This is a genomic window from Dehalococcoidia bacterium (genome assembly GCA_040902535.1).
Lineage (GTDB): Bacteria > Chloroflexota > Dehalococcoidia > DSTF01 > JACRBR01 > JBBDXD01.
On sequence record JBBDXD010000003.1, the window covers coordinates 110397 to 136954 of the forward strand.

Below are 26558 nucleotides of genomic sequence, written 5' to 3' on the forward strand. Positions count from 1 at the left end.
CAAATCCACATTGTGTGCGAGAAATGCCCTCCGTCCGGCAAGAATGTAGCGTCGATGAGTCACAGCGTCAGCGTCGCAGCGGCGGAGACCGGTCTACGACTTTCGGCGGAGGCTCTCAGCGCCGAAGCGGGGCGACGAGCCGCCCTGCCCCTCGTCACAACTTACGCGCGCCTGGTCGCAACGGCGACCGCACCCGTTGCCATGCCAATCGCGCCGATCGCCAGGGCGACGAGCAGCATGACGTTGTGATTGCCACCGCCAGGGCCCGTGCCCGTGTCCGGCGCCGTCACGCCGGTGCGAGGCGTTGCCGTAGGCGCCACGCCGGGCTCGACCGGAACGACGGGTGTCGGCTGGACGGCCGGCGGCGGCTCGACGGTCGAGAAGTCCTCGATCTGCCAGACCTCCCCGAGCAGCGTCGTCACGTAGGCGGTGTCGCCGCTGAAGTCCAGTGACGTCGGCAACATGAAGCCCGTCACGAGCGGCGTCAGCGTGCTGCCCGCGAGCGTCAGGATCTTGCCGCTGAACGGGTCGCCGTCAGGACTGGTGTCCGTGCTCCCGAACTGAAGTGCGTACGTACCGCCCGGCCCGTTCTCAACATCGATCAGTTGCGCGAATCCACTCGCGACGTTCGTCGCGTTGCCGGTCGGCAGGGCGACTGATACCACGAAACTGTTCGCGGCCGTCTGCGGGAACGCGCCGAACTGGGTCATGAGGATCGGCCCGCTCGAGCCGGTCTCCAGGCCCGTCGGCACGACGTTATCGAACGTCGTGACGATGCTGGCCGCGCCGGCCGTCGTCGCCCGGAGCACGCGGTTGTGGTTACCGTCTGTGACGTAGAACTCGGTGCCGCGGACGTCGATGGCGAACGGATTGCCGCCCGGTCCTGCGTCCGGGAAGTCGACCGGATTATCGCGATTGAATTCGCCGATGTTTGCGATCAGTTCGACGTCGGAGCCCGCGACCCGGTAAATGCCGTTGGGCCATTCTTCCTGCCCGAACTCGTCGGCGTCGCCGGTCGTCAGCACGTACATGGTGCTGCCCATGAACGCGACGTCGACCGCTCCACCGGCGCCTTCCTCGCCACCGATCGATGGCAGCCCGGAGCCGGCAGTCGTCACCTCGCCGGTCGCGGGATCGATGCGCGCGACGGTGCCGGTCAGGCCGAATGTCGGTACCGGCTCATCCGGCGGAAAGTCGTCCGGTGGCGTCACTTCGGTGTCGCCGCCGGTCCCTGACAGCGTGACGTACAGCGCGCCGTCCGGCCCGATCGCCGCGCCCTGCGAGCCGGCCAGTCCTTCGGCGATCTTCGTGCCGGCGCTCGGCGGCGGTCCTTCCTCCTGCGCCGAGACGGATTGGGCCATCAGCCATGCTGCTGCGACCAGCAGCGCGGCTGTGGCCAGAATGAACTGCGGTTTCACAAGAACCCTCCTCCTTGCTCCGGATTCGTCCCGGGAACGGCGCCAATTCTCGTCTTATGGAGCACTGAAAGCAACTACTGTCCGGCGGCGGCGCACGCGTTGTTACGCCCGCGTCATGCGCCGACGCCCATTCCGGACGGATGCGTTAGTGATTCGTCAGGCGGTACCAGCGTCGGCCCAGAGAGTCTGATACCTGTCGCCGCGAATGGCGTCGCGGTTGGCGGCGTACTCGCGCTGATAGAGATCACGCAACGCGGCATCGCAGGTCTCGCCGGCGCCGGCGAATCCCGATGCGACGACGCGTTCACGGATGGTGGCCCACACGCCGCATTCTTCGAGATAGCGGATGCTGTGGGGCCAGAAGAAGAACTGGAAGTGCTTCGGCGTGCCGAGCGCCGGCCGCTGCTGGCCCAACCAGAAGTAGCGCTCCTGCAACGTCGCAACAGGATCGACGATCGCGAGCATCGGCATCCCGCACGGGCCGTCCGGGTCTGTCGCGTCGTGACGCGTATCGACCAGGATGCGTTCGGGGAAGAGCCGAAACGCCGCGGCGAACACGTCGGCGTTCCTGACGATGTGGTTGATCTCTCTCAGGTCCACGAGCAGTCCGTTCTCTGTGTACATGTGTCATCCCCTGCGCGATCGAAGAACCGGGCACGGCGCTTCTCCGTGCCCGGTCCGCGAATGCGATGTCGTACGCTAGTACATGGGCGGCGGTGCGCCGGCGCCCATGCCTGCGCCGTTCTTCTCGGGCAGATCCGTCACCAGACAGTTTGTCGTGAGCACCATGCCGGCGATCGAGATCGCGTTTTCGAGCGCGGCGCGCGTCACCTTCAGCGGGTCGATGATGCCCTTGGTCATCATGTTGCCGAACTCGTCAAGCGATGCGTCGTACCCCTCGCCGAGCTTCAGCTTCTTGACCTGCTCGACGATCACCGAGCCGTCCTTGCCGGCGTTCGTCGCGATGCGGCGCAGCGGCTCTTCGAGCGCGCGGCGCAGGATGCGGGCACCCGTCGCCTCGTCGCCGGTCAGGTCGAGCTTTTCGAGCGCGGCCTGCGCGTTGATCAACGCGACGCCTCCGCCCGAGACGATGCCCTCCTCGACGGCCGCGCGGGTGGCCGACAGGGCGTCCTCGACGCGGTGCTTCTTTTCCTTCAATTCGACTTCCGTGGCGGCGCCAACCTTGATGACCGCGACGCTGCCGGCGATCTTGCCGAGGCGCTCCTGCAGCTTCTCGCGGTCCCAGTCCGACGTGGTCGTCTCGAGCGCAGCCTTGATCTGCTTCACGCGTGCCTCGCCGTCCTTGGGCTTGCCGCGCCCCTCGATAATCGTCGTGTTCTCCTTGGAGATGATCACGCGGCGGGCGCGGCCGAGGTCTTCGACCTGCACGGCGTCGAGCTTGCGGCCCAGTTCCTCGCTAATCAGCGTGGCGCCGGTAAGCGCGGCGACGTCGCCCAGGTTGTCCTTGCGGCGGTCGCCGAAGCCCGGCGCCTTGACGGCGACGACGTTGATGGTGCCGCGCAACTTATTCACGGCGAGCGTCGCCAGCGCTTCGCCTTCGACGTCGTCCGCGATGATCAGCAGGTTCTTGCTCACCTGCAGCAGTCGCTCGAGCATGGGGAGAATGTCCGTCACCGCGGAGATCTTCTTGTCGGTGATCAGGATGTACGGCTCGTCGAGCTCCGCTTCCATCTTCTCGCTGTTGGTCACGAAGTACGGGCTGATGTAGCCACGGTCGAACGCCATGCCTTCGACATACTCGACTTCCGTCGTGATGCCCTTCGATTCTTCGACGGTGACGACGCCGTCCTTGCCCACCTTCTCCATCACTTCGCCGATCAGCTCGCCGATCGTCGCGTCGGCGGCTGAAATCGATGCGACCTGCGCGCTCTGCTCGCGCGTCGTCACCGGCTTGGCGTTCTTCTTCAACTGCGCGACGACGGCCTGGCTGGCCGCCTCGATCCCGCGCTTGAGCGCCATGGGATTTGCACCCGCCGCGACGTTCTTCAGTCCCTCGTGCACGATCGCCTGTCCGAGCACCGTCGCGGTCGTCGTGCCGTCGCCTGCGATGTCGTTCGTCTTCGACGCGATCTCTTTCGCGAGCTGGGCGCCGATGTTCTCGAACGGCTCATCGAGCTCGATGTCCTTGGCGATTGTGACGCCGTCATTGGTGATGGTCGGGGCGCCGAACTTCTTGTCGAGAACGACGTTGCGGCCCTTGGGGCCGAGCGTGATCTTGACGGCATCGGCGAGCGCGTCGATGCCGCGCATCAGGGCGTGACGCGCGTCCTCTTCGAAAAGGAGCTGCTTGGGCATATCTACCTCATCCTTTGTGCATGGTTCTCGGGTGGAACGTGCAGTTTCGTCCGGGTTCTGGCACTCTCCGGATGGGAGTGCTAAATCTGATTCTAGCCCCTGCTATCGGCTGGATCAAGACGGGCATCGAGCCTAGATTGGCCCCGGAGAGCAAACCGTGCCTGACGCCCACAACCTGCGAGACTTTGAGGAACTGGCACGGGCCTGCATGGAGCCTGGCCAGTTCGCCTATTACGCCGGCGGCTCCGGCGACGAAGTCACCCTCCGCGACAACGAGTCCGCGTTCGCCCGGCGCCGCCTGCGCCCCCGCGTACTCGTGGACGTCTCGCAGATCGACACGGCGACCACGCTGCTCGGACAAGCGGTGACCATGCCGGTCGGCATCGCGCCGACTGCACAGCACGGGCTGGCGCACCCTGAAGGCGAGTGCGCCACCGTCCGTGCGGCCAGCCGCGCAGGCGCGCTCTATGTGGCGTCCACCCAGTCCACGCGTCCGATCGAGGAGATCGGCGCTGCTGACGGCGGGCCGTTCTGGTTCCAACTCTACGTGCAGGACAACACCGGACCGCGCACCGAAGCGCTGATTCGCCGCGCCGAATCGGCCGGATGTACCGCCATCGCGCTGACTGTCGACCTCGCCGTGCCCGGCCGGCGCGAACGCGAGCTGCGCGCTCTCCTGGATACGTCTGTCCTGCGGCCTGGCAACTTCCCGGATGCGCCCGCCGCGGCGCCGCCGCCCGTCACGTTGACGTGGAGCGACGTGACCTGGCTCCGCGCCACGACGAAGCTCCCCATCATCCTCAAGGGCATCATGACGGGCGAGGATGCGCGACTCGCCGTCGAGCACGGCGTGGACGCCGTGTGGGTGTCGAACCATGGCGGCCGCCAGCTCGATCGCGCATCCGCATCGATCGATGTGCTCGAAGAGATCGTGGATGCCGTCGCCGGTAATGCAGAGGTCTATCTCGATGGCGGCGTGCGCCGCGGCAGCGATGTCGTGACCGCGCTGGCGCTCGGCGCGCGTGCCGTCTTTGTTGGCCGGCCAATTCTGTACGCGCTCGCCTGCGGCGGCCAGGAGGGCGTCACGCTCGCGCTCGACCTGATGGCCGCCGAAGTGCGCTACTCCATGTCACTGCTAGGGACGCCGTCGATCTCAGACATCACTCGCGCCCACGTCGTGTGAGCGCCGCGCGACGGGCGGCCGCCGCCTCGCGCCGAGGCGGTACACGATCGCGGACGATGCGACGAACAGGAGCGAGCCGCCGGAGAACGTCAGCACGTGCGCCGGGTTCAATGCATCGGTGTGGTTGTGCGCGTGACCGCCGGCAAAGTGCAGGTAGTACTCGCCATACGCGCCGGCGATCAGCATCGTGACGCCGATCGTGAACGCTGCGGCAACGCCGGTCGCTGCGACGTCCGTCATCCGCCAGTCGCGGACGCGCGGCGCTGCGAAGTATGACGCCGCGAGGAGCGTCGCGCCCGCAATGACGACGTAGAGCCCCGGTCCCTGGCCGGGCACGTAGAACGCCGCGGCCGGGTTGTCGGTCAGTGCGTAGAGGTTGCGCAGGTCACGCACCGCGAAGGCGGCGATCGCGACGCCAAAGATCGGCGTCAGCGAGCGCAGCGGCGCAAGCCCGCGCATCGACGAGAGCGCGCTCGCGATGAGCGCGCCGACCGCGAGCGCGATGAAGTATTTGCCGTGGCCGGGCACGCCGTTGCGCTCGATGAGCCCTGCGTAGAACGTCGCCCAGGGCAGGTACGCGCCGACGATCACCGTTACCGCGCCGGTCGCCGCCAGGAGGTGGAAGATCCGTTCCTTCCACCTCCCCGACGGCCGCGAGGCACCGATCGCGACGGCGTGTCGTTGGAGAGTCACCGAGGAAATTGCCATCGCGGTCGCTCCGTTCGCGTTCAATTACCGCACACCGAAGAACAGGATCAGGTTCGACGGGATGTCCGCCGTCGCCGACGTGTCGCCCATCGCCTGCACTTCGCGCAGCGTGTCGATCGACTTGCCCGCCTCGAGCATGTCCCATGCTTCGCGGCTGTTGACGCCGACCACGACGACCTTCCACGGCGTCTCGCCCGCCGCGCTGAAGCCCGCCTCATTGGGGTCGATGATGTGGCTGTGCGGCGGCAGCGGGATCACGTCACCGAGACCGATCGCGCTGACGTCCAGCTCCGTCGGATGCGTCGGGCACATGCCTTCTGTGTTGCAGTGGAACGTCAGGCCTTCGGTCTCCGTGAACAGCGGCACCAGCACCCAGACCGATGGCACCGGATCCGTCACGTCCTGCGGGTTCATGCCCGCTTCGCCGACGACGCACGGCTCGCTGTTGCAGAAGAAGGGCCTGGTGTAGAACACCGTGCCTTCCTGCCCTGCGGCCCATCCCGGCGTTTCGCCCAGGTCGTCCGCGCCGCCCTGCTCCGGCGTGCTCGCGTCTTCGGTGGGTTCCGCCGCGGGTTGCGTCGCCATCGCGGCGGGCTGCGTCGGCGTCGTGTCGTCGTCATCGTCATCATCGCCGCATGCTGCGCCGAAGACCGCAGCGGAGATGATGACCAGACCGGCGCCGGCCAGCGACGCCCTCTTCCAGAATCCATGCTTCATGCTTGCCTGTGTCCTCCTCTGTAGATTTTGTTGCAATGCGATGGCGGCCAGTGCGTCGCCGCGTCACCGTACGCGTGCTACGAGTCTCATTCGCACGCGGCGGGCGGACGGATCACGCTATCCCGGCGTCCGCGGTAAGATTCCGCTCAACCTCTTCCGATCCGGCGACTACGCCGGGCATGTAAAGGGACTGGCATGAGATGTCCACGCTGCAAAACGTCACTCGAAGGAGAGACGGCTGACGGGATAGCGGTCGAGCGGTGCCCGAACTGCAATGGCCGCTGGCTCGACCACAACGAACTCACGCAACTTGAGGCAACGGTCGAGTCCGATGAGGCGTGGCGCGCGGGCATGATCGAGTGGGCGAAGGCGCCGAGTAACCTACTGTGTCCCGCCTGCGGCAAGCCGATGACCACGTTCGACTACCGCGGCGAGGGCGTCCACCTCGACGTGTGCCGCGCCCAACACGGCTATTGGCTCGATCGCGGCGAGGCGAGTGACGTGCGCGACGCCATGGACGAGCGTGTCGAGGATCTGGAGCGTGCGAATAAGGCGGAGGTGGAGTGGGGCGCGCTCATGTACAAGATGCGGAACCCATCCTGGCTAGATCGCCTGATGGAATTCTTGCGGGGGTGAGGCCGACGACTTCGCGCCGGCTATCCCTCACCGGCAACAAGAGAACGACCTACGACATCTGTCAATCTCAGTCAGGCTGTCGTGATAGCTTAATTTAATTACGCGTCGTACCGGGGATCCCGATCGCGACGTTCGCCCGCACGAACACCGCGATGTCCTGGATGCGGCCGCCGTGCCCGATGCCGCGGATCGTCACGACCGCCGCGTCGCTGCCGAGCACCTTGTCCGGATCCACGGAGATGCGCAGCGTCGCGGCACGATCGCACGGCGACGACGACAGGCACGGCAGATTCGCACCGACGGCGATGCCGGCGACCTGCGAGACGGTGACCCACGATCTGTTCGCGGTGACGCGCCACGCAACGATGCCGCTGCCGGTGTTCGAGATGTGTACTTCGCCGGGCGTGGCCGATTCGCCCGGACGCACGTTGACGAGCACGATCGGCGGGTCGACCACCATGTTCGGAATGCCGAGCACGGCGAAACGATGTACCAGCGTCGGCTTCGGCGTCGGGTCCTGGTGCGAGGGCTGCGCCGTCGGCATGTCCATCGCGCTGTACGGATAGCGGAAGTTCGCGAGATCGAGCGGTCTGCGCCAGTAAGGGTTGTTGAGATCCGGCAGCGATGCATCGAGCGGCTTCCAGAGCTGATTGCCCTGCACGGTCGGCGGATGCGCCATGCACCCGTACACCAACTCCTGGTAGGGGAACAGCGAGCGGTTGTGGCTCAGGCCGTCGTTAGCGGGGCCGCAGCTGTACGGCGTCCGTGGCCAGGCGCCGTACAGCGGGTCGAGCGGGTGATTGCTGCGATTGGCGCCGGGGCCGGTGAATCCGTTGTAGCTCCAGATCGCGTAATACCAGTTCTCGACGAGCTTCGGATCGCTGTTTGTGTCGATGCCCGAGACGGGACGCGCTTCCGGCGCCGAGTTCCACTTGTCGGCGAGGATCGCCGCCCCGCGGCCAATGTTGTACGCGAAGTGCGTCGCGGTGAGCGCCTGTTCGTCGGTGACGTCGCCGCCCTCGCCGAGCGGCGCCGTCATGCCGCTCGTCACCTGCGCGACGCCGTAGCCGCAGTCGAACGACACCAGCGCTGGTCCGATGGCGCCGAACGGCAGGTCCGGCGCTCCTTGCGTGGCGACGCTTTCGATCCAGCTGATCGCCTTTAGCAACGTCGGCGGGATGTACAGCTCGCCCGGGACGCGATTGTTGCGCGTGCCCACTTCCAGGTGTGCCTGCGAGAAGAACTTGTCCTTGGGGAACAGCATGTCGTTGCCGGCGAGGTCCATAGCCGCCATGTACAACGATCGATCCTCAAGCCCTTCGTACGTGGTCGGCGGCGTGGCGAACGCGCACGCCTGCACGACGCGCGTATCGTCGCGCGGCACGATCGGCGAGATCACGGCGACCATTAAGAAGATGCCCAGGACGGGAAGCAGCCGGCGCAGTCCGCGGATCACTCGATCCACCCCACGATCAGCACGTCTGCCGAATCGGAGACGCGGTCGCGGGCGCCACCCGGCGTCAAGAACTCGACATAACTAGTTGCTGTGTCCGACGCGGATTCGCCTTCGACGGTGCGAACGGCGAGCGTCGAATCGTCCGGCGACCACGCCAGCGGCACGTCGATCGAGTCGTCGTTTCTGCTCAGCGGCCAGACGCCGCCGCGAGCATCCACCGAAACGGCGTCGCTTCCGCCTTCAGGCTTGACGGAGCTGATCGTCAACTCGTCGTCGCCGTTCCACGCCGGGTTGAATTCCATGCGGTCCTCGCTCGACGTCACGCGCTCCGCTTCCCCCGACGCGAGGTCGAGCGTCTTGGTGACCACGCGCGGTGTGAGGCCGCTTTCGGCGACCGTATACGCGAGCGTCGTACCGTCAGGCGAGAGCCGCCAGTCGCGCGCGATCTCATCGCTCAGGTGCGCGATCAGCGTCTCATCTGCGCCGTCCGGCGCCACGCGGTAGAGGTCTGTGCCGCGCTCGTTGAGCGTCGCGAAGTAGAGGGTCGAACCGTCCGGCGCGAAGGCAATAGGAAAGACCGCGGCGTTCGACCACGCGGTGACCGTCGCGCGCGATCCGTCGATCGCGAGCGCAATCAGTTCAAACGACCCGGCGCCGTCGTCCTCCGGCACATTCTTGCGCACGACGATGGATTCGCTGTCGGGCGACCAGACGGGCGGCACGAGGAGGTCAACGTCATCGGCGAGCAGCGCCACGTCGCCGTCGCCGTCGACGATCGCGGCGTGCGCCGCCGCATCCGGCGAAGGTTGCGCGCTGTCGGACGGCAATGCCGTGTAGGCGATCGCTTCGCCGTCGGGTGAGAGTGTCGCGAAGATGCCGTAGCCGGGGGCGTGATCGATCGTCGCGATCTCCGTGCGGGCAGCGGCATCGGCGGGATCGACGGCGACGATCGTATCGGCGTCCTCGCCGAACTCGCTGATCAGGAGCCGCTGTCCTTGCGACTGGACTTGTTGGAACGGGCTGACGCCGTCGTCGTGCCAGCGCTCGTAGCCGATGTACGAGCCGGCGACCGTTACGGTGAGCGTTCCGCCGACGAGCGCCGGTTTGGCGAGCGCGGCAATGACGCGGACGAGCATCATAGGCCCTTGACTCTCCCTGTCAGGAGGCTCTTGCGAGCCAGCCTATTCATGCGTTCGCGCCGGCACCCCGCCAGGGCCGGAGCAACTCTTTGCGCATGCCGTTGACTCCCGCACACGCGTGCCCGCATAACAGTAGCAGACGCGTGCAAATGCGAGTCTCAGGAAGAATCCGCGGGGTATCGAGCGTGAGGGGCGTTCAGGGCTTCAACCTTCGAGTTATGTTCCACCGCACTGCCTCACCACAACCGCCGATTCGCCCGATCTTGCCCTGCTCGAATCGAGGCAGAGTCTAGTTGCGCCGCGCGATCCTGTCAACTAGGCCCGGCCTGGCGCTGCCGGTTCGATCGAGAAAGATAAGAAGAATCAGGCGGCACGTGCGACGGCGACGCGCGCCTTGCCGCTGTGCTTCGCTTCGAGCAGCGCCGCGTCGGCGGCGGCTACCGCCGCCTCGAGCGTCCGCGCCGTCAGCGGGAACACCGCGATGCCCGCGCTGAGCGTGACGCCGCACCGCTCGCGCACGAGTGTCAGGCTGCGCTCTCCCATCGACGCGGCTTCGCTCGCTGATTGCACGTGCGCCAGCACGATGATCTCGTCGCCGCCGTACCGCGCTACGACGTCTGCATCGCGGAAGCAGTGGCGCAGTTCCGCGGCGATCGCCACGAGCACGGTATCGGCCTCGAGGTGGCCGCGCGTCTCGTTGATCTGTTTGAAGTTGTCGACGTCGTACATCAGCACGGCCAGCGGACGCATCTCCGGCGCCAGGTGCGCGTCGAGCACCTGGCGGAACATGCGGCGGTTCGCCAGTCCCGTGAGCGGGTCAGTCAACGATGCTTCCCGGACCATCGCGCGCAGCTTGCGGTTGCTCGTGCCGATGATGTCCGCGTTCATCGCGGTGAATACGGCCATGAACGAGATGATGGTCGCCATCGGCCAGCTCACGCCCGCCCGTCCCGTCACATCGAGCACCGCGAAGCCTGCGACGCAGTTGGCGATGCTCCACACCGCGAATCCGAGCAGGAAGCGCGTGCTGTGAAAGTTCGCCAGCGACGGGATGATCAGGAAGTAGCCCGCCCAGATCGGATATTCGGGCCTCGCGAGCGCAACGATGCAGAGCGTGACGATCAGCGTGTCGGTGTACGGCGACATGGTTTGGTGATACGCGCGCAGCAAGCCGACCCGCACGTACGTGGCGTACATCGCCAGGCTGTAGACGAGGAACGCACCGCCGCTAATTCCCAACCACAGGTCCGACATCGGCAGCAGTCCGATGGCCGCGAGCACGAGGTAACAGACGGCGATGAGGAGGCGCAGCCCGATGGCGCGCGGCCAGTAACCAGGGTCGACAGCTTCCTGGAACGGCTCCTGCGTGCCGTGCCGGGACGGGTGCGCCGCCGGGATCTTCGCTGCGCTCTCGATATGCGTATGCGTGGACGGTTCGAGCATGGTAATCGTGCCGTCGGCCGTGCTGCCCGCACTGCAGGCTCTATCTGTCAGGATCAGGTTCGGCATTGAGCGGTGATCGTTTGAGACTCGTTAGTACGTTGATTTTCGCTTGAACGGCGCGCCAAGGGGCATGAAGATGGGTGCCAGCACCCCCGGCCGGGATGGGCGGATCGGAGGCGAACGCCAGCATGTCTGCTGTCGAAACCAGTGAGTCCGTGGCCGCCACGCCACAAGAGTTCTTCGACGCGACGTTAGCGACAAGCCAGATCGCGGGCTACGGGGAGTGGCACCCGGCATTCATCGGCGCCGGGCTGCGCATCGTGCGCCTGACGGAGGGCGCCGGCACCGCCTTCGAGTTCGCGCTGCAGGGCACCGGTGCGACGGCGCGCGCGGAAGTGCTCGAATGCACGCCGGCGCGGTACGTCGCGCGCATGCAGGGCGGAATCTTCGCAGAGGGCACCGTCACGTGGACCGCGGTGCCGCGCGGCGCTTCTTGCACCGTTACGTACCGTTTCGACTACCGCGTCCGATATGCCCCGTTCGGCTACGTGATCGACGCGTTCATGGTGCGTCCGCGGCTTCGGCGCCTCGCCCGCGAGCAGGTGAACGCCTGCAAGCATCGCGCCGAGGAATTCGCCGCGCGGGCGGACGCCGCGCCTGCATCGAGCGACGCGATTTAGCCTCGGCGGCCGCACCACAAGACCCCCGCTATACTCTTGTATCCAACGTACAATTCAGGGCGCACTCGCCCTCCCGGAAGGATGTCCTCTTGCCCATCGAATGGCAGATCTCGCGGCTGGACAACGGGCTGCGCGTCGTGACGACGCCGGTGCCGACGGCCCAGTCGGTCAGCGTCAACGTGTTCGTCGGCATCGGCTCGCGCGGCGAGGACCGGCGCACCAACGGTCTCTCGCACTACATGGAGCACATGCTCTTCAAGGGCACGGAGCGCCGTCCCGACGCGATCATGATCGCCGAGGCGATCGAGGGGGCCGGCGGCGTGCTCAACGCCTATACCACGCGCGAGTTGACCTGCTACTGGAACCAGGTCCCCTTCGACAAACTCGGTCAGGCGATGGACGTGCTTGCCGACATGTACCGCAACTCGAAACTGGAGCAGCAGGAGATCGACCGCGAGCGCACCGTCGTCCAGCAGGAGATCCGTCGCTCGTTCGACCAGCCCGGCGCATGGGCATCGGAGTTGCTGTCGCGCGCGACGTTTGGCGACCAGCCGATCGGATGGCCGGTCGCCGGTACGCTCGAGACGGTGGAGGCCATGGCTCACGAAGACTTCGTGGAGCACGTCGCGCAGTATTACGTGCCGTCGAACACCGTCCTCAGCGTCGCCGGTAACACCACGCACGACGAAGTCATGACGCTGACTGAGCAGCTCTACGGCGACATCCCTGCGGCCGACATCGCGCCGCCGCCGGCCGCCGTGATGCAGTTCGCGCCTGAGCGCGTCGTCGTCGAGAAGCGGGAGATCGCGCAGTGCAACATGGGCATCGCGCTGCACGGGGTGGCGCGCCGCGACCCGGAGCGCTACCCGCAGATGGTGATGAACACCGTCCTGGGACGCGGCATGAGTTCGCGCCTGTTCAAGGAGGTGCGGGAACGTCGCGGCCTGGCGTATTCCGTCGGCTCGGGCATGGCGCGGTACACCGATGTCGGCGTCATGAACGTGTCGGCCGGCGTCACGCTGGAGCATCTCGAAGAAGCAACGCGCGTCATCCGCGAGCAACTCTTTTTGCTGGCGACCGATCCGGCGCCGGAGGAGGAAGTGACGAAGGCGCGCGACTTCTCTGTGGGCAACTTTCGCCTCGGGCTCGAGTCGACGATGGCGCTGGCGCAGCGCGCGGGCGAATCGCTGCTGATGAACGGCGAGATCGAGTCGATCGACGATGTCGTGAACGCGATCAACGCCGTGACGCCGTCCGAGGTGCAGCACGTCGCACAGCGGCTCTTCAAGCCGGGCGGCTTCTCGATGGCCGTCGTCGGACCCGGCGGCGATGCCGACCTCCTGCAGGAGATCCTCGACGCGGCGTGATCTGCTCTGGCGTCCAAAACCGGATGGTTTGCATGCGTCGGCCCTACTACCTTAGGTTCGGAGGTGGCACATGAGCACAGTGCTTGACCAAAGGACAACAACCGTACGGACTGCCCACCGCATGACCGTCGACGACGCGCGTTGGCAGGCGGTAGTCGACAAGGATCTGAACGCCGACGGCACCTTCGTCGTGGCGGTCCACTCGACGAAGATCTACTGCCGTCCTTCGTGCCCGTCGCGCCTGCCGCGCCGCCACGGGGTGTCGTTCTTCGCGACAACGGAGATCGCGCGCGATGCGGGCTACCGCGCCTGCCTGCGCTGCCGGCCCGATGCCGGGCCTGAGCGCGACATCCGCGTCCTCGTGCGGCGCGCCTGCGAATTGCTGGACGACGCAGGCGGCGAGCCTGTGACGCTCGCTGAACTCTCCGCAAGCCTCGGCATCGGCGAGCGCGTTTTGCATCGCGCATTCAAGCGTGTGCTGGGTGTCTCTCCGAAGCAGTACGCCGGCTCGCGCCGCGTGTGGCGTCTCAAAGACGGCCTGCGCGCCGGGGGCGGCGTCACGCGCGTCCTCTACGACGCAGGCTACGGTTCGTCGAGCCGCCTGTACGAAGGCGCCGGCGAACACCTCGGCATGACGCCTGCCACGTACGGCCGCAAGGGCCGCGGCGCCGAGATCGCCTACAGCATCGTCCCGTCGCCGCTCGGCAGGCTGCTTGTCGCGGCAACCGCGACCGGCGTGTGCTCGATCATCATCGGCGACAGCGACGGCGGTCTCGAAGCATCGCTGCACAACGAGTTCAGCGCCGCGAAGACGATCACGCGCGACGACGAGAGCATCGGCGAGTGGGTGGCGAACGTGCTGGCGCGGCTCGATCGGCCATCACGCCGCCTTGCGTCGAGCCCGCTGCCGATCGATATTCGCGGGACGGCGTTCCAGCGCCTTGTCTGGCAGGAGTTGATGCGTGTGCCCGCCGGCACGACCCGCACGTACACGCAGATCGCAGAGGCAGTCGCGCGTCCCACGTCGCGGCGCGCCGTTGCTCGCGCCTGCGCCACGAATCCCATCGCGATCGTCGTCCCGTGCCACCGCATCGTCCGTAGCGACGGCGGTCTTGGCGGCTACGCGTACGGTCTCGAGCGCAAGCGCAAGCTCCTGGAGATCGAACAAAGGCCGCAGGTCGCCATCAGGAAGTCGAATCGCTAGATGCAGCGACACTTCACCGTGACGGGCTTCCTCGTCGATGGCGACCGGGCCGCGCTCCACTGGCACCGCAAGAACGGCATGTGGTTGCCGGCCGGCGGCCACATCGAATCGGATGAAGACCCGGTGCAGGCCGTCGTGCGCGAGGTGCGTGAAGAGACGGGCATCGATGCAGAAGTCGTATCGCCGACGACTATGTACGCCTTCACCAGGCCCGCCCAACTGCCGCCGCCGATGCTCATCCTCGTCGAGGACATCGCCGACGGGCCGCACCAGCACATCGACATGATCTACGCGCTGCGTCCTGTCGTGCCGGGTGCCGCGCTTGCTGCCGGGTTCGTGTGGGTCCCCGAAGAGCAACTCCGCGCCGGCGAACCGATAGCGCTCGCATCATGCGGCGTCGACACGCCGGTGGCCGAAGACGTGCGCGTGCTCGCGCTGGAAGCGATCACGATCGTGCGAGAAGCAGGCTAAGCGGCGGTCGCCGCCCGGTCGTCGCTGCGGCGCAGCAACGCGACGAACGCGCTCGAGGTCAGCATCGACGCGAGTCCCGCCGGCAACCAGGTGTTCCATCCGGACTCGGGACCGAACGCGTACTTCAATGTGCCGCCCGCCAGGAATAGCACCGCCGCGATGCCGAAGAGGTACGCGCCGGTGACCAGCGTGCGCCGCGAAGGCCCGCCAAAGGCGTAACGCGCGCCGAGCACGTGCGCACTGGCGATCATCGCGCCCAGCAAGGTCGCCGCGGCGCCAAAGCCGAACGCGCGCACCACGAAGAAGTCGTCCCACGCTTGCTGACATTCGCTCAAGGCGAAGTCGCGGTTCGAACAGAAACGCGCCGGCGCCTTCCACTGGCCCTCGGGCCCGTAGAGGAAGTCCGCACCCAGCACCGAATGGACGGGCAGCGTGATCATCGCGGCGAGTCCAATCGTGATCAGCAATGTTGCGAACAGCGTCGCCGCCGTGAAGTAAAGACGCGCGAAGCGGCGTCCGGCGGTTTCCGGCGGGAACGCCGCCGCGATCTCCTGCGCGCCGCCGAAGCGGGCGATGGCGAGCCGCGCCGCATCGTCCGGCGCAACGCCCTCATCGACATAACGCTCCCACGACTCCCACAGGTGATCTTCGATCTCCGCGACGATGCGGTCGCGTTCGCGTCCGTCGGCCTGGAGGGCGCTTCGCAGTTCGTAGAGATATGCGTCGATCAGTTCGTCGGCGCCCATGCCTTCTCCTTCATCACCGAGCGGACCGCGCGCGAAAACGCGCTCCACTGCCGCTCGCGCCCGCGTAGTTCGGCGGCGCCCTTCATCGTAATCTCGTACAGACGTCGTTTGCGCGCCGCGGCCGTCGACCAGCGACTCTCCAAGAGTCCCTGCTTCTCCAGGCGGTGCAGCGCCGGGTACACCGTGCCCTCCGGCAGGTCGAACGCCCCGCCGCTCTGCCTGCGCAGATCCTCGATGACCGCGTAGCCATGCGCCGGCGCCCGCGCGACGACCGCAAGGAGCATCATCTCCAGGTTGCCCTTGAGCATGTCTGGATTCATACCCAGACAGCCTAGGTATGTGAGGCGCGGCTGTCAAGCGCTGCAACAGAACCGATACCTTCCTGCGGCGAACCTCGTGAGAGTCGTCGCTGCTCTCCGCCTAAGGTGGGTTGTGAGCATTCTTCCGTTCAGTTCGAACGACGGAGCCGCATCACGGCGCGTCGTCGTCATCACCGGCGCGTCCGCCGGCGTCGGGCGTGCCTGCGTCCGCCTGTTTGCCGATGACGGCTGCGACGTCGGCCTGCTCGCCCGGGACGGCGGGCGCCTCGAAGCGGCGAAGCGCGAGGTCGAGGCGTGCGGCGGCCGCGCTTCGATCTTCGCGGGCGATGTTGCCGATACGCAGGCGGTGGAGGACGCAGCGGAGCACTTTGAGCGCGAGTTGGGGCCGATCGACGTCTGGGTCAACAACGCGATGACGTCGGTCTTCTCGCCGGCGCTCGAAATGACACCGGAAGAGTATCGACGCGTGACCGAAGTAACGTACCTGGGCTACGTTTACGGGACGCTCGCCGCCCTGCGTCGGATGGCGCCCCGGGACCGCGGCACGATCGTGCAGGTCGGGTCAGCGCTGGCCTATCGCGGCATTCCGCTTCAGTCGGCGTACTGCGGTGCAAAGCACGCCATCCAGGGCTTCACCGAGTCGGTGCGTTCCGAGCTCTACCACGACCACAGCGCCGTCTGGATCACGAGCGTGCAGATGCCGGCGCTGAACACGCCCCAGTTCTCGTGGGTGCGCAGCCGCCTTCCGCGCAAGGCGCAGCCCGTGCCGCCGATCTATCAGCCGGAGGTGGCCGCGCGTGCCATCGTCTGGGCCTCGAAGCACCGCCGTCGCGAAGTCGTGCCCGCCTGGTCGGTGCTCAAGGTCATCGTCGCCAACCGCATCATGCCGGGCGTCCTCGACCGGCTCGCGGCCAGCGCGTACGAATCGCAGCAGTACGACGGCGCAGCCGATCCCGATCGTGTCGATAACCTCTTCGAAACCGTGCCCGGCAACTATGCGGCGCACGGCGACTTCGATGCGCGCGCCAGCGACACGAGCACGCTGCTCGTGCTGGAGATGCACCGAAACAACATCGCCGTCGCGGGCGCCGTCGGCGTCATCGGCCTGGCCGCTGCGCTGCTCGCGCGTCGCGCCTCATGCGGGGAGAAACCACGATGAGCCTTATTGCGCCCATGATCGCCGGTAGCGTCAGCGGCCTCGTCGCCACGGCGCCGATGACGCTCGCGATGGCCGTGCTGCACGGCCGCTCGCCGTGGAATGCGCGCGATCCCCTGCCGCCGCGCGAGATCACCGAAGAACTCGCCGAACGCACCGGACTCGCCGAATCCATGGACGAAAGGGAAGTCCGCGCGGTGACGACCGCGAATCACTTCGCGTACGGCGCAGCCACCGGATCGTTGTACGGCGTGCTTGCCGACCGTGTCGCCGTCCCGCGCGTCGTCTCAGGCTTGCTGTTCGCCTTGAGCGTCTGGACGATCAGCTATATGGGCTGGTTGCCGGCATTGCGCATCATGCCGCCCGCGACCCAGCAGCCTGCCGACCGCAATGCCGTCATGATCGCCGCGCACGTCGTCTGGGGCATATCGATGGGCCTCGTGCTCTCCGCGATCCGCCGCGACCGCAACGCATGACGGCCGCCACCGATGCGGCGGCGCACTCCGCCGTACCTCCGGGCTGGGATACCAATCCATCCTCCTGGTCGCAGCGTTTGCCGATCGCCGCGATCGCCTTCGCCGGATTTCTCATCGCCGGCTATCTTTCGCTCTGCCAACTCGAGGTTGTCGACGATGTGTGGGAACCGTTCTTCGGCGAAGGCAGCAGCGAGATCCTGAACTCGCGCGTGTCCCGCGCCTTGCCCGTCCCCGACGCCGCGCTCGGCGCGTTCGGCTACCTGGTCGATGTCGTTTCAGGCGTCGTCGGTGGCACACAACGCTGGCGCAAGATGCCTTGGATCGTCGTGCTGTTCGGCGTCGCCGTCGGGCCGCTGGGCGTCGTAAGCGTCATGCTCGTCGTGTTCCAACCAGTGCTTTTCGACGCGTGGTGCACGCTCTGCCTGGCTTCCGCCGCGGCCTCGCTGATCATGATCGGTCCGGCGATGGACGAGGTGCTGGCGAGCCTGCAATATCTTCGACGCGAGCGCGATCGTGGAGCCTCGGTGTGGCGTCGATTCTGGGGGCTGAGTTGAATACGGAGGTTCCGTGGATCTGCGCGTGACCTCGGCCTCGTTCTGGATCCAGGCCGTTGCCGTCGCGGTCGGCATCTGGATCACCGTAGCGCCGGCGGTGCTCGATCTCGATGGCGCCGCGCCCACCAACGGCCACATTGCCGGACCCGTCGTCGTGAGCTTCGCGACGATCGCGCTGTGGGAATGCCTACGAGGCGTTCGACTCGCGTGCGTGATCATCGGGCTCTGGCTTGTGCTGGCGCCCTGGCTGCTTCGCTACGACAGCGCGAGCGGCATCGCCAGCGACATGGCATCCGGTCTCCTCCTCACCGTCGCCGTCCTGCTGTCGGGAAGGACCGTCGCGCGGTTCGGGGGCGGCTGGGCCGCGCTCATCGCACCGCGCGACGACGTGCTACGCCTCCGAGACGAAAAATCGTAATCTTCCGGCATGCTCAGCCTGCAGTTCATCCGTGAGCAGACCGACGTCGTCCGCAAGGCGCTCGAAGCGCGCCACACGGCGGCGCCGCTGGACGATGTGCTCGCGCTCGACGAGCGGCGCCGCGCACTGTTGACGGAGATTGAAGGGCTCCGCGCCGAACAGAACGCCGTCGGCAAGAAGATCGGCGCCGAGAAAGACCCCGACGAGCGCCAGCGCATGATCGGCGAGATGAAATCCGTCGCTGATCGCATCGATGAACTGACGCCGCAACTGCGCGACGTGGATGAACGGCTCAACGCGCTCCTCATGGAGATCCCCAACATCCCCGACCCGGCGACGCCCTATGGCGGCGGCGAGGAGGACAACCGCATCGAGCAGCAACACGGCGAGGAGTACAGCGACCCCTGGCGCAAGCCGCACTACGATCTCGGCGAAGCGTTGGGCATCATCGATTTCGAGCGCGGCGTGAAGATGTCCGGGAGCCGCTTCTACGTGCTCACGGGCGCCGGCGCTCGCCTCCAGCGCGCGCTGATCGCGTTCATGCTGGAGATGCACATCGATAAGCACGGCTACACGGAGATGTACCTGCCTTCGATGGTTAAAGAAGAAGCGATGTGGAAGTCGGGCCAGCTGCCGAAGTTCCGCGACAATCTCTATCGCGACGCCGAGGAAGACTACTGGTTCGTGCCGACGGCGGAAGTGCCGCTCACCAACCTCCACAGCGACGAGATCCTGGAGCCCGGCACTCTCCCGAAGCACTACGTCGCGTGGACCCCGTGCTTTCGCCGCGAAAAGATGAGCGCCGGCCGCGACGTGCGCGGCATCAAGCGCGTGCACCAGTTCGACAAGGTCGAGATGTACAAGTTCTGCGAGCCGGAGAAGTCAGCCGAGGAACTGGAGAGCATGCTCGACGACGCGCTCGACGTCTGCCGCGCGCTCGACCTGCGGTATCGCGTCGTCAGCATCTGCACCGGCGACCTCGGCTTCAATGCAGCGCGCACGTTCGATGTAGAGGCGTGGGCGCCGGGCGTCGGCGAGTGGCTCGAGATCAGTTCCGTCAGCAACTGCACCGGCTTCCAGGCGCGGCGTGCGAACATCCGCTTCCGCCGCGCGGCAGGCGCAAAGCCCGAGTTCCCGCACACGCTCAACGGCTCCGGGCTCGCGCTCCCACGCACGATGATCGCGATCGTCGAGAACTATCAGCAGGAAGACGGCTCGATCGTCGTCCCGGAAGTCCTGCGCAAGTTCATGGGCGGCATGGAACGCATCACCGCAGCCATCTGAGCGGACGGTGCTTGCCGCACCTATCCCGTCCCGAAATACTGACCTTGATGTCTAACGCCCAACCGCTGACGCCCAAAGCAGTTCGCCTCCAAATGGATCCTGCGCACATCGAACGCTCATGGCCGCTGCTCTGCGCGCCGCTCGTCGCCGTCCTCGCCGGTGTTGCGGCGGAATGGTTGGACGTCCGCGCGCTGCGGTATCCGCTGCTCCTGATGGTCGGCGGCGGCGTGCTGGCGACCGCGCTCGCGCTCTTCGGGCGGGATCGCGGAACCCGCGCATTCCTTCTCACCGTGGTGCTCGGGGCTGCGACGTGGGCCGCCGCGGAAACGCTCTACGTCATCATCCACGCCGCGCGCGGCGGATCGTTCGATGCAGAGCGCTTCGGGCCGCAGTGGGCGCTGGCGTTCGGTTTGATCGGCGTCCACGCGCTCTTCCTCGGCGTCCCGACGGGACTTGCGGCCGCGACGTTACGGGACCTCGTCGTGCGCTACCGTACGTGAAGAAGTGACGACGTGACGCTCGACGACCGCCCGCAGCTTCCGCTCACCGCACGCAAGAAGGCGCTCGTCGCGGCGGGCGTCGCTCTTTTCGCTGTCCAGGTGGCGGGAGCGCTCGCGATCGCGCCCTACATCACGGGGCCAGGAGACGCGAACTTCGGGGCGCTGGTCTCTCTCTGGGGAGTCGCCACGTTGTCGTCCGTCGTCGTCGCGCTGCTCCTTGTCCGACAGGCGGATCTGCCCGACGTCGCCACCGCCTCGATGCTCGTGACGATCGCTACGTTCGCCGCGTTCACGCTGTCCGCGGCCTACGACGTGCGGGGCAGCGATGATGAGGTCAACATGGTGGATGCGCTGTTCCTCGGGGTCACGTCCGGCGCCCTCACCGCCATGGTCGTCTGGGGCATCGCGATGCTTGCGGCGCGCGTGTTGCGGCTGCCGACCACGGCGGCGCTCCACGATCGGAAATGAGCGAGCCTCAACTCCGAAAGTGTACGGCCATCGTCTCCACCCACGGCTCGTAGCCGAGCGCGCGGCCGATCCGAAGCGACGGGACATTCGAGAATAACGTCTGCCACTGCATGATGCCGCCCTCGCCGAGGCCGTGCGCCGTCAGGGCGCTCGCGACGGCCGCGCCGTAGCCCTTACCGCGGTGGCCCGGGTGCGTGATCACGCCGGCATGCCGCAGGTACTCGCCCTGGTAGTCGTACGACGCCGCCGCGACGATCGCGCCATCGACGTACAGAGCGAAGGTCGGGTGCTGCGCGGGACTGATGGCGCCGCCATGGTTCCACTCGAGCGGATCACAAGCTTCGCGAAACTCGATCATCGCCTCCGCGTCCTCGCGCGTCAGTAGCCGCTCGCCCATCGGCGTCGCGGGCCTGAAGACCTCCTCATCGGCGTAGGCGATCGTCGATGGGCCGATCGCTACGTCGGCGGCGTCGCCGAAGATTGCGCTCAGCGTCTGCACGTCGAACACGCTGGCAGCGGGGACGTCTCGGACGGCCTTCGTCGCGCGCTCGAGCCACTCCGGCAGCACGGTCAACAAGTAGCCATGAGGCGTGCGCAATAGCTGCGCGCCTGCGTACTCGGCGTAGATCTGTGGATGCGCCCGCACCAGCACGCGCTCCAGCGACAGCGCACGCGGGGAGACTTCGAAGTTTTCGGCGAACGCTCGCTCGATCTTTTCAATGGTCTCGCTCTTCACGCGAGCGCACCTCGTTTCAGTGTGGCTGTAGCTAACTCGGCGGCTCCGCGAGCGGCGTAATCTGCGCTGTGCAGAATGCGCAGCGGGTGGCGTCCGCGACGATCGGTGACTTGCACTCGGGGCATTCGCGCATGCCGTCGTCGTCATCGGCTGCCGCGAGTTCAGCGGCAGTTGGCCGTATGAATAGCGTCCAGGCAATGAGTACAACGAACGCAAACGTCAGCAGGTCCATGAGCGGCGCCCCGTAGAAGATGAGCGCATCGCCGATGTAGAAGTCGAGGTCGGCGAACCCGCCGCCGAACGACCTGTCGTCGTCTCCCAACGGCGTCTCAGCAAGTAGTGGCGTGAGCACATAGAAGAAGGTTGTCTGCAGCAGGGACGTAAGCGCCAGTCCGATGACGACGCCGACGGGGATCGTGATGCCGATGTGCTCGTTGCGGAAGAAGTCGCGCAGGCGGTCGATCATGGTGGTCGCTCCCCTTCGTTGATCGTTCGTTAGCGCGGAGTGTAGTCGGTCTGGACGACGCCTTGCAACGGATCACGCGTGCGGAGAGGGCGATCGCCGAACACGTACCGTCACCGCGTATACCGGAACTGCACGCGCTTGTACTCGACGGCGAGCGCGCAAGTGCGGCGGTGTTCGTTGCAGGCGGCGTGGGAGTCATCGGTCGTCGATTGTGAGAACATGCGGGTGCGGCGTGCCGACGCTGGCGTGGCTATCGCTGGCTACCGCTTCGAGCCGAGCGCCGCCTTCACGGTCTGCAGGTCCTCAAGCAGGTCGTCGATCTCGACCTCGCCAGCCAGCTCCAGCAGCGCCGCTTTGTCATCGGCCTCGATGGTCGTGGTCTGGAACATGCTCAGCAGGTCGGGGCCGCCTGCGAGCGGATCGGCCGCCGGTGCAGGCTCAGGCGCCGGCTCGATGGCGGCGATGTTATCGGCAGGCGCTTCGTCCAGCGCCGGCGCGTCGGCGTCATCCGGTGCGGCGGCACTCGATGCGAACATCTCGCCGTCGAGCGCCGCGCCCGCTTCGAGTGCCGGCTCAGGCGCGACGAGCACGCCGGCCGCCGGTTCCTCGTCCTTCGCCTTCTTCTTCCCGAACGCCATCGAACGCTCCCGAGGCGCGAGCCACCGCCCGCCTCCTTCGACGAAGTATCGGCACCCCTAGGCGGAGCCCGTAGGGGAAGCGGGAAGTCGGAAGTGGGAAGTCAGAAGTCGGAAATGGGAGGTCGAGTGGCAATAGCGCTCGCGGCGCAGACGCCGAGCTCCCCCTCAGCTTCCAACCTCTCGCTTCCCGCTTCCCGTGTCCTACGTCCCCCGCCCCGGCCACTCCGCCGCCCACGAAGGCGACTTCTCCGTCACCGGCGACTGGCCGTTGAAGTCCGCGATCTCCCGCATACCGCGCCCCCGCTGCCACTCGACGAGCCGCCCGTCCTGCGCCATCACGAGCCGCCCGCGATGGTCGAAGTCGGCCCACGTCGCGCGTCCCAGCACCTCCACCTCGCCGTCCGCGAACTGGAGCGCGTAGCTATCGACGTGGCGGCCGCCGTCCGACGCAACGTCGACATCGAGTGCCGGGGCGCGGACCAGCGTGATGTCGCCGGCGGGCTGCCGTCGCTCCCACGTCGTCTTCGGCTCATCGATTGGGCCCGCCGGCGTCCAGCCGTCGCGCAGCAGTCGATTGAAGTGCACCGTCTGGTCCGTCCACTCCGGCGTGCGCGAGATGTGTGGCAACTCCTTCGTCATCTTGAGCCACGATGGCAGCGCGCCGATGTCTGGCTGCTCATCGGTGATCCAGCTCATGAACAACGTGTCGTTGTCGATGAACAGGCCGCCCGCGAAGTACGTCGTGCCGACCGCCCACAGCGCGAGCGACGTGAAGAACGGCGGCCGGCTCACCGCCGCCCACGAATCGACGCTCACGTCGGGGCCGCCGGTCGCCTTGTGGATGAAGTACGCGAACAACGACCCGTCCGGCGAGACGTCGCAGCGACGCGGATACACGCGCCCGTGCCACTGTCCGTGCTCGAACGTGTCGCTTTCGGTGTGCCACAGGCTCAGGCGCGACCAGGCGCTGGGCCCGCGACGCAGCACGACCGCCACCGGCGCCTGCGACGCCATGTACACGTAGAGCCGGCAGGGCGATTCTGTGTCAGGCATCCTGCTCCTCCATCGGGAAGTATCGGCTACTGCGCGATGGAAGCGGGAAGCGGGAGGCGGGATGTTGGATGCTGGAAGGTTCTCGCTTCTTTCGCTTCCAACCTCTACCGCCGCCATGCTCACCTTCTGGGAACGGGACCGCGGCCGCACCGCTGGCGGCGAGATCGCCGGGGTGCGTTCGCTTCGCGTTAGGGCGCCTGGCAATTACACTTTCCCAGCGGTGGGATGCGGAGCGGCGAGGAGTCGGCAAGGTGGCTATTTCTGGTGCGGTCGAGCCGATCGTCGCGAGCGATGACGTGATCCGCCGGTCGCTCGACGATGCGTTTTTGCCGGCGCTGCTGCCGGCGCTGGCGCACGCGACGGGCGATCTGTCGTTGATGCGCGAGGGGCTGTTGCCGCAGACGTTGGCGCCCGGTGCGCCACAGGGCGGCATGACCGAGGAGCAGCAGGCGACGGCGAAGGATCTGGCGCTCGACGCGCTGCGTCATCTGCGCGACGGCGACGTCGAGGCGGCGGACGGACGCGATGAAGAGCGCGTGCTCGCGATCATCAAGTGGATGACGGGCAATAAGGCGACGGAGGAGTACATCCCGCTGCTGTTGGAGGAACTGGCGCCATCCGGCGAAGATCCGCGGGCGCCGCAATGGCGGATGCCGGCGGGGACCGCGTTTAAGGTCGCGATCGTCGGGGCGGGGATGTCGGGGATCCTTGCGGGCATCCGGCTCAAGCAGGCGGGTGTGCCGTTTACGATCATCGAGAAGAACGTCGATGTCGGCGGCACGTGGTTCGAGAACACGTATCCGGGCGCGCGCGTCGATGTGGGCAGCGCGTTCTACAGCTATTCGTTCGCACAGAAGACCGACTGGCCGAAGTTCTTCTCACCGCAGGGGACGCTGCTCGACTACTTCCGCGGCGTCGTCGACGCGTACGGCATCCGCGAGCACATTCGCTTCAACACGGAAGTGCTCTCCGCGACGTTCGACGAGGGCTCGGCGCACTGGTCGCTGCGGCTCCGCACGCCGGACGGCGAGGAGACGTTCGAGGCGCAGGCGATGATCAGCGCCGTGGGGCAACTCAACCGCCCGAACATCCCCGAAATCGCGGGCCGCGAGACGTTCGCCGGGCCGGCGTTTCACTCGGCCCGTTGGGGCCACAGCGTCGACGTAAAGGGGAAGCGCGTCGCGGTGATCGGCACGGGCGCCAGCGCCGCGCAGTTCATCCCGGCGATCGCGGCGGAAGTTGCGGAGCTGTACGTGTACCAGCGCACGCCGAACTGGTTCGTGCCGGTGCCGACCTATCACGATGACGTGCCGGAGGGGCTGCAGTGGCTGTTTCGGCACGTGCCGTATTACGCGCACTGGTACCGCTTCTGGATGTTCTGGATGACGACGGAGGGGCTGCTGCCGGCGGCGATCGTCGATGATGCGTGGCCGAACATGGAGCGCTCGGTGAGCATGGAAAACGACGTGCTGCGCATGTTGCTCACGGGGTACATCCAGGCGCAGTTCGCGGATCGGCCCGACCTGATGGAGAAGGTGCTGCCCGCGTATCCGCCCGCGGCGAAGCGCATGATCCTGGACAACGGCATCTGGGCCGAGACGTTGAAGCGCGACAACGTGCGTCTGATCACGGAGCCGATCGCGCGGATCACAACGTCGGGTGTGGTGACGACGGATGGAGTCGAGCGCGCGGTCGACGTGATCATCTACGGCACGGGGTTCACGGCGTCGCAGTTCCTGGTGCCGATGCGCGTCATCGGGCGCCAGGGCGTCGACCTGAACGAACAGTGGGGCGGCGACGCGCGGGCGTATATGGGCCTGGTCGTGCCGAACTTCCCGAACTTCTACATGCTCTACGGACCGAACACGAACATTGTCGTCAACGGCAGCATCATCTACTTCTCGGAGTGCGAAGTGCAGTACGTGATGGGCTGCATGCGGCTGCTCATCGAGGGTGAGGCGCGGGCGCTGGACTGCCGGCAGGACGTACACGACGCGTACAACCGGCGCATCGATGAGGCGAACAAGAAGCGCACATGGGGCGCGAGCGGCGTCAACAGCTGGTACAAGAACAAGTTCGGGCGCGTGTCGCAGAACTGGCCGTTCAACGCGATCGAGTACTGGCAGCAGACGCGGGAGCCCGATCCGGCGGACTTCGTCGCGTTGTAGCGGTCAGTAGGCATCTGCGTACTGGCCGGATGGACCGTCGCGCGCGCCGGACCATGCAAGCCATAAGCCGACGCCGGCGACTGCCGCACCCGCCACGGCATCGATGATGTAGTGATTCGCGGTGAGCACGATGGCGAGGAACATGATCGGGGGTATCACCGCGCCCACGAGCTTCACCCATCGCGAGCGCGCGGCAGTGACAATGGCGATGCCCAAGAGCATGTTCCAGCCAAAATGCAGGCTGGGGACCGCGGCGTACTGGTTGACGAGGCCCGGCGGTTGCAGGACGCGGTACGAGTTGGAGTGAAGCGTCACGGTGTCAATGACCTCGATGTCGCCGGCAAGACGGGGCGGCGCGACGGGGAAGGTCGCGAAGATCACGAGGCCGATCGCGCCGGAGAAGAGAAACGCGTTCCGGTAGAGCCGGTAGAGGTCGGGCCGGGACATGAAGAGCCAGGTCGCGACGGTGATAATCACGGGCCAATGGCCCCAGACGTAGATCCAGTTGAAGAAGTCAACGAGCAACGGATGCGGGAGAATCGCGGCCTGCCACGCCGGCTCCCAGAGGATGCCCAACTTGCGTTCGAAGGCGACGACCCGGTCTGCGTTGATCAGCGCCTGCGCTTCGGCGCCCTGGGTGACGCCGCGCACGGCGAAATAGGCGAAGTAGGCGAAGACGACGAGCGAAATTTCGCGGCCGAACCCGACGCGATCGAGGGTCGCTCGATTTCTATAGATGATGAAGGCAAAGATCCCTGCGACGAGCGTCCAGCGCACACTCTTGAGAAGGAGTGCATCCATCGCTACGATCGCTTCCTTGAACTTGGCCGGACGATC

At 66.6% G+C, this 26558-nt stretch carries 29 protein-coding genes; 14 read left to right on the forward strand and 15 right to left on the reverse strand.

What is annotated here, in order from left to right:
* Window positions 1-161: 161 nt before the first annotated feature.
* The 3 genes from WEB52_01795 to groL form a co-directional block, all read right to left on the reverse strand.
* On the reverse strand, window positions 162-1418 hold the full coding sequence (locus WEB52_01795) for a ScyD/ScyE family protein (GenBank protein ID MEX2225164.1): 1257 nt from the start codon (window positions 1416-1418) through the stop codon (window positions 162-164).
* A 156-nt stretch (window positions 1419-1574) separates the two neighbouring features.
* The gene (locus WEB52_01800; protein MEX2225165.1) at window positions 1575-2042 is read right to left on the reverse strand and encodes a hypothetical protein; all 468 of its coding nucleotides are present in this window, start codon (window positions 2040-2042) and stop codon (window positions 1575-1577) included.
* 75 nt (window positions 2043-2117) lie between these two features.
* Window positions 2118-3734, reverse strand: a complete 1617-nt coding sequence (gene groL, locus WEB52_01805) for a chaperonin GroEL (protein ID MEX2225166.1) — start codon at window positions 3732-3734, stop codon at window positions 2118-2120.
* Window positions 3735-3891: 157 nt separating this feature from the next.
* Between groL and WEB52_01810 the strand changes: the two genes are divergently transcribed.
* A complete protein-coding gene (locus tag WEB52_01810; GenBank protein ID MEX2225167.1) occupies window positions 3892-4917 on the forward strand; it encodes an alpha-hydroxy acid oxidase in 1026 nt (341 codons plus the stop codon).
* Here the strand turns inward: WEB52_01810 and WEB52_01815 are convergent.
* Together WEB52_01815 and WEB52_01820 are read right to left on the reverse strand one after the other, a co-directional pair.
* Entirely contained in the window at window positions 4888-5625 is a 738-nt protein-coding gene (locus tag WEB52_01815) for a hypothetical protein (GenBank protein ID MEX2225168.1), read from the reverse strand. The two genes, WEB52_01810 and WEB52_01815, sit on opposite strands and share 30 nt — an antisense overlap.
* 24 nt (window positions 5626-5649) lie before the next feature.
* Window positions 5650-6342, reverse strand: a complete 693-nt coding sequence (locus tag WEB52_01820) for a hypothetical protein (GenBank protein MEX2225169.1) — start codon at window positions 6340-6342, stop codon at window positions 5650-5652.
* Between the two features lie 195 nt (window positions 6343-6537).
* Between WEB52_01820 and WEB52_01825 the strand changes: the two genes are divergently transcribed.
* A complete protein-coding gene (locus WEB52_01825; protein MEX2225170.1) occupies window positions 6538-6978 on the forward strand; it encodes a zf-TFIIB domain-containing protein in 441 nt (146 codons plus the stop codon).
* 94 nt (window positions 6979-7072) lie between these two features.
* On the opposite strand, the gene WEB52_01830 is transcribed toward WEB52_01825, so the two are convergent.
* The 3 genes from WEB52_01830 to WEB52_01840 form a co-directional block, all read right to left on the reverse strand.
* A complete protein-coding gene (locus tag WEB52_01830; protein ID MEX2225171.1) occupies window positions 7073-8434 on the reverse strand; it encodes a hypothetical protein in 1362 nt (453 codons plus the stop codon).
* Window positions 8431-9573: a hypothetical protein gene (locus WEB52_01835; protein ID MEX2225172.1), complete on the reverse strand. Its 1143-nt coding sequence runs from the start codon at window positions 9571-9573 to the stop codon at window positions 8431-8433. Before WEB52_01835 ends, WEB52_01830 begins: the two co-directional genes overlap by 4 nt.
* Window positions 9574-9936: 363 nt before the next feature.
* The gene (locus WEB52_01840; protein MEX2225173.1) at window positions 9937-11082 is read right to left on the reverse strand and encodes a GGDEF domain-containing protein; all 1146 of its coding nucleotides are present in this window, start codon (window positions 11080-11082) and stop codon (window positions 9937-9939) included.
* Window positions 11083-11204: 122 nt separating this feature from the next.
* On the opposite strand from WEB52_01840, the gene WEB52_01845 reads away from it, so the two are divergent.
* The 4 genes from WEB52_01845 (at window position 11205) to WEB52_01860 (ending at window position 14738) form a co-directional block, all read left to right on the forward strand.
* The gene (locus WEB52_01845; GenBank protein ID MEX2225174.1) at window positions 11205-11696 is read left to right on the forward strand and encodes an SRPBCC family protein; all 492 of its coding nucleotides are present in this window, start codon (window positions 11205-11207) and stop codon (window positions 11694-11696) included.
* A gap of 89 nt (window positions 11697-11785) precedes the next feature.
* On the forward strand, window positions 11786-13063 hold the full coding sequence (locus tag WEB52_01850) for a pitrilysin family protein (protein MEX2225175.1): 1278 nt from the start codon (window positions 11786-11788) through the stop codon (window positions 13061-13063).
* Between the two features lie 70 nt (window positions 13064-13133).
* Window positions 13134-14267, forward strand: coding sequence for a methylated-DNA--[protein]-cysteine S-methyltransferase (locus tag WEB52_01855; protein ID MEX2225176.1), 1134 nt, complete (start codon window positions 13134-13136; stop codon window positions 14265-14267).
* Window positions 14268-14738, forward strand: coding sequence for an NUDIX domain-containing protein (locus WEB52_01860; GenBank protein MEX2225177.1), 471 nt, complete (start codon window positions 14268-14270; stop codon window positions 14736-14738).
* On the opposite strand, the gene WEB52_01865 is transcribed toward WEB52_01860, so the two are convergent.
* Both WEB52_01865 and WEB52_01870 read right to left on the reverse strand, forming a co-directional pair.
* On the reverse strand, window positions 14735-15484 hold the full coding sequence (locus tag WEB52_01865; GenBank protein MEX2225178.1) for a permease prefix domain 1-containing protein: 750 nt from the start codon (window positions 15482-15484) through the stop codon (window positions 14735-14737). The two genes, WEB52_01860 and WEB52_01865, sit on opposite strands and share 4 nt — an antisense overlap.
* Window positions 15466-15804, reverse strand: coding sequence for a helix-turn-helix transcriptional regulator (locus WEB52_01870; GenBank protein MEX2225179.1), 339 nt, complete (start codon window positions 15802-15804; stop codon window positions 15466-15468). The genes WEB52_01865 and WEB52_01870 overlap by 19 nt, the downstream gene beginning before the upstream one ends.
* Before the next feature lie 112 nt (window positions 15805-15916).
* On the opposite strand from WEB52_01870, the gene WEB52_01875 reads away from it, so the two are divergent.
* Genes WEB52_01875 through WEB52_01905 form a run of 7 tightly spaced genes read left to right on the forward strand, consistent with a single transcriptional unit; the run spans window position 15917 to window position 20660 of the window.
* Window positions 15917-16963: an SDR family oxidoreductase gene (locus WEB52_01875; protein MEX2225180.1), complete on the forward strand. Its 1047-nt coding sequence runs from the start codon at window positions 15917-15919 to the stop codon at window positions 16961-16963.
* The gene (locus tag WEB52_01880) at window positions 16960-17436 is read left to right on the forward strand and encodes a DUF1440 domain-containing protein (GenBank protein ID MEX2225181.1); all 477 of its coding nucleotides are present in this window, start codon (window positions 16960-16962) and stop codon (window positions 17434-17436) included. Before WEB52_01875 ends, WEB52_01880 begins: the two co-directional genes overlap by 4 nt.
* Window positions 17433-17990, forward strand: coding sequence for a vitamin K epoxide reductase family protein (locus WEB52_01885; protein MEX2225182.1), 558 nt, complete (start codon window positions 17433-17435; stop codon window positions 17988-17990). The genes WEB52_01880 and WEB52_01885 overlap by 4 nt, the downstream gene beginning before the upstream one ends.
* 13 nt (window positions 17991-18003) lie before the next feature.
* Window positions 18004-18408, forward strand: a complete 405-nt coding sequence (locus tag WEB52_01890; GenBank protein MEX2225183.1) for a hypothetical protein — start codon at window positions 18004-18006, stop codon at window positions 18406-18408.
* Window positions 18409-18417: 9 nt separating this feature from the next.
* Window positions 18418-19692, forward strand: a complete 1275-nt coding sequence (serS, locus tag WEB52_01895) for a serine--tRNA ligase (protein MEX2225184.1) — start codon at window positions 18418-18420, stop codon at window positions 19690-19692.
* A 47-nt stretch (window positions 19693-19739) separates the two neighbouring features.
* Window positions 19740-20192, forward strand: coding sequence for a hypothetical protein (locus WEB52_01900; protein ID MEX2225185.1), 453 nt, complete (start codon window positions 19740-19742; stop codon window positions 20190-20192).
* A 12-nt stretch (window positions 20193-20204) separates the two neighbouring features.
* The gene (locus WEB52_01905; GenBank protein MEX2225186.1) at window positions 20205-20660 is read left to right on the forward strand and encodes a hypothetical protein; all 456 of its coding nucleotides are present in this window, start codon (window positions 20205-20207) and stop codon (window positions 20658-20660) included.
* Window positions 20661-20667: 7 nt separating this feature from the next.
* On the opposite strand, the gene WEB52_01910 is transcribed toward WEB52_01905, so the two are convergent.
* The 4 genes from WEB52_01910 to WEB52_01925 form a co-directional block, all read right to left on the reverse strand.
* The gene (locus tag WEB52_01910; protein ID MEX2225187.1) at window positions 20668-21396 is read right to left on the reverse strand and encodes a GNAT family N-acetyltransferase; all 729 of its coding nucleotides are present in this window, start codon (window positions 21394-21396) and stop codon (window positions 20668-20670) included.
* Window positions 21397-21427: 31 nt separating this feature from the next.
* Entirely contained in the window at window positions 21428-21862 is a 435-nt protein-coding gene (locus WEB52_01915) for a hypothetical protein (GenBank protein ID MEX2225188.1), read from the reverse strand.
* A gap of 260 nt (window positions 21863-22122) precedes the next feature.
* On the reverse strand, window positions 22123-22500 hold the full coding sequence (locus tag WEB52_01920) for a hypothetical protein (GenBank protein MEX2225189.1): 378 nt from the start codon (window positions 22498-22500) through the stop codon (window positions 22123-22125).
* A gap of 201 nt (window positions 22501-22701) precedes the next feature.
* The gene (locus tag WEB52_01925) at window positions 22702-23553 is read right to left on the reverse strand and encodes a hypothetical protein (protein ID MEX2225190.1); all 852 of its coding nucleotides are present in this window, start codon (window positions 23551-23553) and stop codon (window positions 22702-22704) included.
* Between the two features lie 251 nt (window positions 23554-23804).
* On the opposite strand from WEB52_01925, the gene WEB52_01930 reads away from it, so the two are divergent.
* Window positions 23805-25721 carry an NAD(P)/FAD-dependent oxidoreductase gene (locus tag WEB52_01930; protein ID MEX2225191.1) on the forward strand — a complete coding sequence of 639 codons (1917 nt, stop codon included), beginning with the start codon at window positions 23805-23807 and terminating at the stop codon, window positions 25719-25721.
* A 3-nt stretch (window positions 25722-25724) separates the two neighbouring features.
* Here the strand turns inward: WEB52_01930 and WEB52_01935 are convergent, their stop codons facing one another.
* Entirely contained in the window at window positions 25725-26522 is a 798-nt protein-coding gene (locus WEB52_01935; protein ID MEX2225192.1) for a phosphatase PAP2 family protein, read from the reverse strand.
* Between the last annotated feature and the right edge of the window lie 36 nt (window positions 26523-26558).

Coding starts and splice junctions, on each gene's coding strand:
- WEB52_01840 (MEX2225173.1), bottom strand. CDS start 11,082: ATGCCGAACCTGATCCTGACAGATAGAGCCTGCAGTGCGGGCAGCACG.
- WEB52_01880 (MEX2225181.1), top strand. CDS start 16,960: ATGAGCCTTATTGCGCCCATGATCGCCGGTAGCGTCAGCGGCCTCGTC.
- WEB52_01845 (MEX2225174.1), top strand. CDS start 11,205: ATGTCTGCTGTCGAAACCAGTGAGTCCGTGGCCGCCACGCCACAAGAG.
- WEB52_01920 (MEX2225189.1), bottom strand. CDS start 22,500: ATGGCGTTCGGGAAGAAGAAGGCGAAGGACGAGGAACCGGCGGCCGGC.
- WEB52_01825 (MEX2225170.1), top strand. CDS start 6,538: ATGAGATGTCCACGCTGCAAAACGTCACTCGAAGGAGAGACGGCTGAC.
- serS (MEX2225184.1), top strand. CDS start 18,418: ATGCTCAGCCTGCAGTTCATCCGTGAGCAGACCGACGTCGTCCGCAAG.
- WEB52_01835 (MEX2225172.1), bottom strand. CDS start 9,573: ATGATGCTCGTCCGCGTCATTGCCGCGCTCGCCAAACCGGCGCTCGTC.
- WEB52_01915 (MEX2225188.1), bottom strand. CDS start 21,862: ATGATCGACCGCCTGCGCGACTTCTTCCGCAACGAGCACATCGGCATC.
- WEB52_01855 (MEX2225176.1), top strand. CDS start 13,134: ATGAGCACAGTGCTTGACCAAAGGACAACAACCGTACGGACTGCCCAC.
- WEB52_01870 (MEX2225179.1), bottom strand. CDS start 15,804: ATGAATCCAGACATGCTCAAGGGCAACCTGGAGATGATGCTCCTTGCG.
- WEB52_01800 (MEX2225165.1), bottom strand. CDS start 2,042: ATGTACACAGAGAACGGACTGCTCGTGGACCTGAGAGAGATCAACCAC.
- groL (MEX2225166.1), bottom strand. CDS start 3,734: ATGCCCAAGCAGCTCCTTTTCGAAGAGGACGCGCGTCACGCCCTGATG.
- WEB52_01820 (MEX2225169.1), bottom strand. CDS start 6,342: ATGAAGCATGGATTCTGGAAGAGGGCGTCGCTGGCCGGCGCCGGTCTG.
- WEB52_01900 (MEX2225185.1), top strand. CDS start 19,740: ATGTCTAACGCCCAACCGCTGACGCCCAAAGCAGTTCGCCTCCAAATG.
- WEB52_01860 (MEX2225177.1), top strand. CDS start 14,268: ATGCAGCGACACTTCACCGTGACGGGCTTCCTCGTCGATGGCGACCGG.
- WEB52_01935 (MEX2225192.1), bottom strand. CDS start 26,522: ATGGATGCACTCCTTCTCAAGAGTGTGCGCTGGACGCTCGTCGCAGGG.
- WEB52_01925 (MEX2225190.1), bottom strand. CDS start 23,553: ATGCCTGACACAGAATCGCCCTGCCGGCTCTACGTGTACATGGCGTCG.
- WEB52_01815 (MEX2225168.1), bottom strand. CDS start 5,625: ATGGCAATTTCCTCGGTGACTCTCCAACGACACGCCGTCGCGATCGGT.
- WEB52_01885 (MEX2225182.1), top strand. CDS start 17,433: ATGACGGCCGCCACCGATGCGGCGGCGCACTCCGCCGTACCTCCGGGC.
- WEB52_01865 (MEX2225178.1), bottom strand. CDS start 15,484: ATGGGCGCCGACGAACTGATCGACGCATATCTCTACGAACTGCGAAGC.